Raw genomic sequence first — 6,000 nt, 5'->3', positions numbered from 1 at the left:
GATCAAACTCTCCATGAAAGTTTTGATGCATTGCTCGTTAGAGCTGACGTTGATCTTGCGATCATGTCGTTTAGTTCGTAATTGGTTGTTTTGTTCAGTTTTCAAAGATCAATGACTGCCTTGCGACAGTAACTCTATACTATCACCATGTTTCGATACTGTCAATACTAGTTTCAAAGAAATATAGAATATCTGCGAGGAAGCCGTCGAACCGTCTTCCTCGCAGTGCTTTTACCTTATTTAAAGACGAGTTCGCCTTTCCATTCCAGCATTCCGCCATCCATATTGATCACATCATAGCCTTGGTTCTCCATAAACGCAGCAGCATTCATGCTTCGATGACCGCCGCGGCAGACAAGTACATATGTGTCGTCCGTCGGTAATTCAGACAGCTTCTCAGGTATTTGCTGCAGCGGGATATGAATTGCTCCAGGAATCATACCTTGCTCTACTTCTTCATCTTCCCGTACATCAATCACTTTATAGGAAGAGGTGCCATTTTCAATTAGTTCATCCAATTCTTCCGGTTGTATATTCCGCATGTTCCGTTCCCCTTTACTTAAAATAGAATCCCTTCCGTAAAACAGAAGGGATTCGCTGTCAGTTTGCTACTACATTGACTAGCTTGCCTGGAACGACAATCACTTTACGGACAGTCTTTCCTTCCAGCCAGCTTTTCATTTGTTCGTCGTTTAGTGCGATTTTCTCAAGTTCTTCTTTTGAAGCATCATGAGGCACCATAACTTTTGATCGCACTTTACCCATTGCCTGTAATACGATTTCGATTTCTTGTTCAACAAGCTTCGACTCATCATGGACCGGCCATTCCGCAAACGTAATCGTATCTTCATGACCAAGTTTACTCCATAGCTCCTCTGCAATATGCGGTGCCACCGGTGAAAGTAATTTCATGAATCCTTCCGCAAATTCGCGTGGGATGACAGGAGCTTTGTAACAATCATTGATGAATACCATCAATTGAGAGATACCTGTATTGAAGCGCAAAGCTTCAAAGTCCTCTGTCACTTTTTTGACAGTCTCATGATACGTTTTTTGCAGATCTTCCGATTCTGTGTCCTGTACTTTCTCCGAAAGTTCTCCTGTTTCTGTGATAAATAATCGCCATATACGATCAAGGAATCGACGGGAGCCATCCAATCCATTTTCAGACCAAGCAATGGAAGCATCCAACGGCCCCATGAACATTTCATATAGACGAAGTGTATCTGCACCGTGGGAATCGATAACATCATCAGGGTTGACCACGTTACCTTTGGATTTACTCATCTTCTCATTATTTTCTCCAAGGATCATTCCTTGATTATATAACTTTTGGAAAGGTTCTTTTGTCGGTACAGCACCGATATCAAACAAGAACTTGTGCCAGAAACGCGCATACAGCAAGTGAAGCACAGCATGCTCTGCTCCCCCGATATATACGTCAACCGGCAGCCATTTCTTCAGCGTCTCAAAATCAGCCAGCTTCTCCGGGTTCTTCGGATCGATATAACGAAGGAAGTACCAGCAGCTTCCTGCCCATTGCGGCATTGTATGTGTTTCACGCTTCCCTTTCTTACCTGTTTCCGGATCAGTGACATTCACCCATTCCGTAATATTAGCAAGCGGGGACTCACCAGTGCCGGATGATTTGATTTCATCTGTTTTCGGCAAAACAAGTGGAAGCTCTTCTTCCGGTACACTTGTCATTGTACCATCTTCCCAATGGATTACTGGAATTGGCTCACCCCAGTAGCGCTGACGGCTGAAAATCCAGTCACGCAGACGATAACTGATCTTTTTCGAACCGTGTTTGTTCTCTTCCAGCCAAGCAATTGCTGCAGATATTGCATCTTGTTTATTCATACCATCAAGGAAATCAGAATTGATATGCGCTCCCTCACCAGTATGAGCTTCATTTTCTATATCAGCACCTTCGATAACTGCTTTGATCGGCAAATCGAAAGTCTTTGCAAATTCATAGTCGCGTTCATCATGAGCAGGTACAGCCATGATAGCTCCGGAACCATAACTCATAAGTACATAATCCGCAATCCAGATCGGCATTTTCTCGCCATTGACCGGGTTGATTGCATATGCTCCGGTAAAGACACCAGTTTTCTCTTTCGCAAGATCTGTACGCTCCAAATCACTTTTCGCAGCAACTTCTTGTTTGTATGCTTCTACAGCCTTTCGTTGTGCCTCAGTAGTAATTTTATCAACTAACGGGTGCTCTGGGGACAGTACCGCGAATGTAGCACCGAACAAAGTATCCGGACGAGTCGTAAACACATCAAAACTTTCATCAGTGCCTTCTATGCGGAATGTTACTTCCGCACCTTCCGAGCGTCCAATCCAATTGCGTTGCATTTCTTTCAAGCTTTCCGGCCAGTCAAGTTCATCCAAGTCTTCTAGCAGGCGATCGGCATAAGCAGTAATACGAAGCACCCATTGCTTCATCGGCTTGCGGATGACAGGATGTCCGCCCCGTTCACTCTTTCCGTCGATGACTTCTTCATTGGAAAGTACAGTACCAAGAGCTGGACACCAGTTCACTGCTACCTCATCCACATAAGCAAGACCCTTTTTATACAATTGAAGGAAAATCCATTGTGTCCATTTATAGTATTCTGGATCTGTCGTATTAACTTCACGATCCCAATCGTAAGAGAACCCAAGCTCCTTGATCTGTCTTGTGAAGGTCGCGATATTCTTTTTCGTGAATTCTTCCGGATCATTTCCAGTGTCGAGCGCGTACTGCTCTGCAGGTAATCCGAAGGCATCCCAACCGATTGGATGCAGTACTTCATAGCCTTGCATCCGTTTCATGCGAGACAGAATATCTGTAGCTGTATAGCCCTCAGGATGCCCAACATGCAAACCCGCACCGGATGGATAAGGAAACATATCCAGCGCATAAAACTTTTGTTTTTCAGAGGAAGTATCTGTTTTGAATGTTTTATTTTCTTCCCAATAAGCTTGCCATTTCTTTTCGATTTCATGATGATTGAATGACATATCGTGTGCCTCCTGTACTCTCTTCAACTTGAACAATCTGACCGTGAAGCAAAGAAAAAAGCCCCTCATCCCAATAATGGGACGAGAGACTTCTCCCGCGGTACCACCCAACTTAGCGCTAATTGCGCCCGCTCGACATTCCTTAACGCGGAAAACGGCAAAAAGTACTGGCAGTTCCCTTTTGCAATTACGAAGGCGAGTTCACAAGATGCTGGGACGGCTTGCACCGGAACGCCGTCTCTCTTAAACCAAGCAGAGCTTGCTACTACTCCTTCTCCTCATCGTTCACAGTATTGTTGTGTCCAGTGTACGGAACTGGACTGCATTTGTCAAGATTCGGCAGCTTCCGTCCGGAACACCGAAACAGCGTCCTGCAGTTCACTTGTTACACGGTCAAGCTGACCGACTGTCATTGCCAGCTGCTCATACGCTCCATACTGGGCATTGGTGGAATGATGGACGATATCGGTCTTCGCAGTATTTTCCTGGAGGGTACTGCTGATTTGTTCTACCCTGCCTAGTACCTCAGCTCCCAGCCGCTCCGATTGGATGCTGCCGTTTTGGATTTGCTGCAGCCGATTCGAGATGGACTGAAACTTTTCTTCGATCTCCATGAATGAGCTTTCCATACTTTCCATAGAAGCTGTTTCCGCTTTGGCAATTTCATGGCCGAATTGAACAGCTTCGGATAAACTCATAGTACCCTGTCGAATCGACCCTACCGTCTGATAAATAGCATCTGCAGATGATTTGGACTCATCCGCCAGTTTTCTAATTTCATCTGCAACGACAGCAAAGCCTTTCCCCGCTTCACCCGCTCTTGCAGCCTCAATTGCGGCGTTTAGCGCAAGCAGATTGGTCTGTTCAGCGACAGAAGATACTGATGCTACCATTTGCTCGATTTGCTGGGAGTATTGGATGAAACCTCGAAGCGATGCTTCCATCAAGTCCCTGCTTTCTCCGTTTTTGACCATGAGCTGCTGCTGGTTATGTACAGTTTCCCTGCCGCGTACCGCTGCCTCAGACGCAAGTTTGCCCAGCGCGACTGTTTCCGTAGCAAACGCACTGTTTGCACTGCCTTGCTTATCCATCTGCTCTATCAGCGTCACCGTCTGCTGCAAATCTGCAGAAATTCGCTGCGACCCGGAAGTGATTTCCCCAACTGAAGCAGCAATTTCTTTATGGAGCCCCTGTAGATTCTGGTTGTCTTTATCAATTTCAACAGACATTCCGGCTACTTCATCACTAGCCTTCTCAATGGAACCAATCAAATTCTTCAGCTGCTCCGTCATTTGTCCGAAGGCTTGGTTCATCTCACTGATTTCCAGACTACCTGTTTTCTCTAACGGTCCCACCGTTAGATCACCCGCTGCAATTTGGTTCGTCCTGGATGCGAGTGCCAATAGGGGATCAGCAATCGACTTACTCGTTCTTCGTGATGTGTAGTTTGTGATGACTATGAGCAGCAATACGCCTATAACAGACACCACAATCACAAATGTAATCTGATTCTGCAGGGCAAGCTGTTCATCCTCATAAGCTGCTGTACTGTATGCGTTCGCCATATAAATATCATTCAGCAGTCCTTGGACACGGCTTGATAACCGTAGCGCATCCATCTCATTCACATTAGTCAGCAGACTCGTTACTTCTGCCTGCCATTCATCATATTTTTCCTTTCCCGCCTCAAGATATGCTGCTGACTGCCCTTCCGATGATTGCAAAAGCTGCTTGAAGCTTGAATTGCTTTGTTCCATGTAAGAGCGTAAATCAGCCGCGGAAGCATCCGTGCGGATTGTAGTCGTATTCCGCAGTACCTGTCCGGCATTGTTCAGCTGACTGTCAAGCTGTTGAAGCTGAAGGAGATGCTGAACTTGCTCATAACTCGAAGCATTGATCCTTATCATACTGAAAATGATAAATGCAATGAGCGCCAATGCCAAAGCACTCGTCCCTGCTGCCTGCAGGAATAGTTTCCGTGTCAGTTTCATTTAGCTCACTCCGATTCTAACAGCTTTTGTGTCGCTGTATGGACTTTCCCTTCAACTGTGTCGGTAATACTGACAACAGCGATAGGACTTAACCCGACAGCCTGCTCTTCTAAACCGATCATATGATTTTCAGGCAACTCTTTGCCTTTTGATAACCGTTCAAGAAAATCGAATATAATATGATCAATTTGCACCTGAGCAGACGTGACGACATTTTCAGGAGCGAGATAGCTCTGGTCACCTCCAGCGCCGATCGCATATACATTCGCGAGTGCTGCTTGCTGCAGCATTGCCTTTCCAGCATCGCCAGGCTCAGCGAAAAGAATATCTGCTTCTTCAGCGATCATTTCCTTTGCCGCTTTGCTGCCTGCTGCCTTATCATCTGGCGAAGTCCCCCGAACGAGCAGTTCGGTATCCTTGGACGTATCTGCAATTCCTTGTTCGAAACCTTCCAGGTAAGCACTGGACGACCCGCCAATGAACCCTGCTTTACCAGACTGCGTCACAGTGGCAGCCGCCACTCCAGCCAAATAACCTGCCTGTTTTGTATCAAATGAGTAGCCGAACAGATTTTCTCCTTCCAGCTCCGTCTCAAAAGCTATGTATGTAGTATCGGGATTGACCTTCGACTCACTGATTACCGCATCCTCCGCTGCTGTTTCCAACGTGATAATCGTGTCCATTCCTTCTTCCGCTAGTTCCTTTAATGCTTTTTCATAGGTTAGTTCTGCAGTGATCTCTTTATATGAATAAATGATATCAAGTCGGTCTCTCGCTTTTGTCAGTCCCTCGATCGCTAAATCATTTCCTTCCTGATCTCCGAGCCCTGCTTCTGTCAAAACGATACCGATACGTTTTTCTTCATCCAATTTAGCTGCTGCCGGGTTTGCCGCACACCCAGATAAATAACATAGAATCAAGGCACAAATAGGTATTAGGATGTACTTATACATGTCGATATACTCCTTTCTCTTTCTTCATACTAATACTATGG

The 6,000-nt window shown here is 45.8% G+C and carries 4 protein-coding genes and 1 other annotated feature; all 4 genes read right to left on the bottom strand.

Annotation, left to right across the window (positions count from 1 at the left end):
- Positions 1-236: 236 nt before the first annotated feature.
- Positions 237-542 (bottom strand): rhodanese-like domain-containing protein, encoded by a 306-nt coding sequence (locus ACH6C1_RS06225; RefSeq protein WP_374075511.1) that lies wholly within the window; start codon positions 540-542, stop codon positions 237-239.
- A 58-nt stretch (positions 543-600) separates the two neighbouring features.
- A complete protein-coding gene (gene leuS, locus ACH6C1_RS06220; RefSeq protein ID WP_374075509.1) occupies positions 601-3,015 on the bottom strand; it encodes a leucine--tRNA ligase in 2,415 nt (804 codons plus the stop codon).
- A gap of 74 nt (positions 3,016-3,089) precedes the next feature.
- Positions 3,090-3,303, bottom strand: a binding site (T-box leader).
- A 41-nt stretch (positions 3,304-3,344) separates the two neighbouring features.
- The gene (locus ACH6C1_RS06215) at positions 3,345-5,006 is read right to left on the bottom strand and encodes a methyl-accepting chemotaxis protein (protein ID WP_374075507.1); all 1,662 of its coding nucleotides are present in this window, start codon (positions 5,004-5,006) and stop codon (positions 3,345-3,347) included.
- Positions 5,007-5,011: 5 nt separating this feature from the next.
- Positions 5,012-5,959, bottom strand: a complete 948-nt coding sequence (locus tag ACH6C1_RS06210) for a BMP family ABC transporter substrate-binding protein (RefSeq protein ID WP_374075505.1) — start codon at positions 5,957-5,959, stop codon at positions 5,012-5,014.
- Positions 5,960-6,000 lie beyond the last annotated feature (41 nt).

The organism is Terribacillus sp. JSM ZJ617, from assembly GCF_044383785.1.
GTDB lineage: Bacteria > Bacillota > Bacilli > Bacillales > Amphibacillaceae > Terribacillus.
This window is presented reverse-complemented; position numbering and strand designations above follow the sequence as displayed.

Coding starts and splice junctions, on each gene's coding strand:
- ACH6C1_RS06225 (WP_374075511.1), bottom strand. CDS start 542: ATGCGGAATATACAACCGGAAGAATTGGATGAACTAATTGAAAATGGC.
- leuS (WP_374075509.1), bottom strand. CDS start 3,015: ATGTCATTCAATCATCATGAAATCGAAAAGAAATGGCAAGCTTATTGG.
- ACH6C1_RS06215 (WP_374075507.1), bottom strand. CDS start 5,006: ATGAAACTGACACGGAAACTATTCCTGCAGGCAGCAGGGACGAGTGCT.
- ACH6C1_RS06210 (WP_374075505.1), bottom strand. CDS start 5,959: ATGTATAAGTACATCCTAATACCTATTTGTGCCTTGATTCTATGTTAT.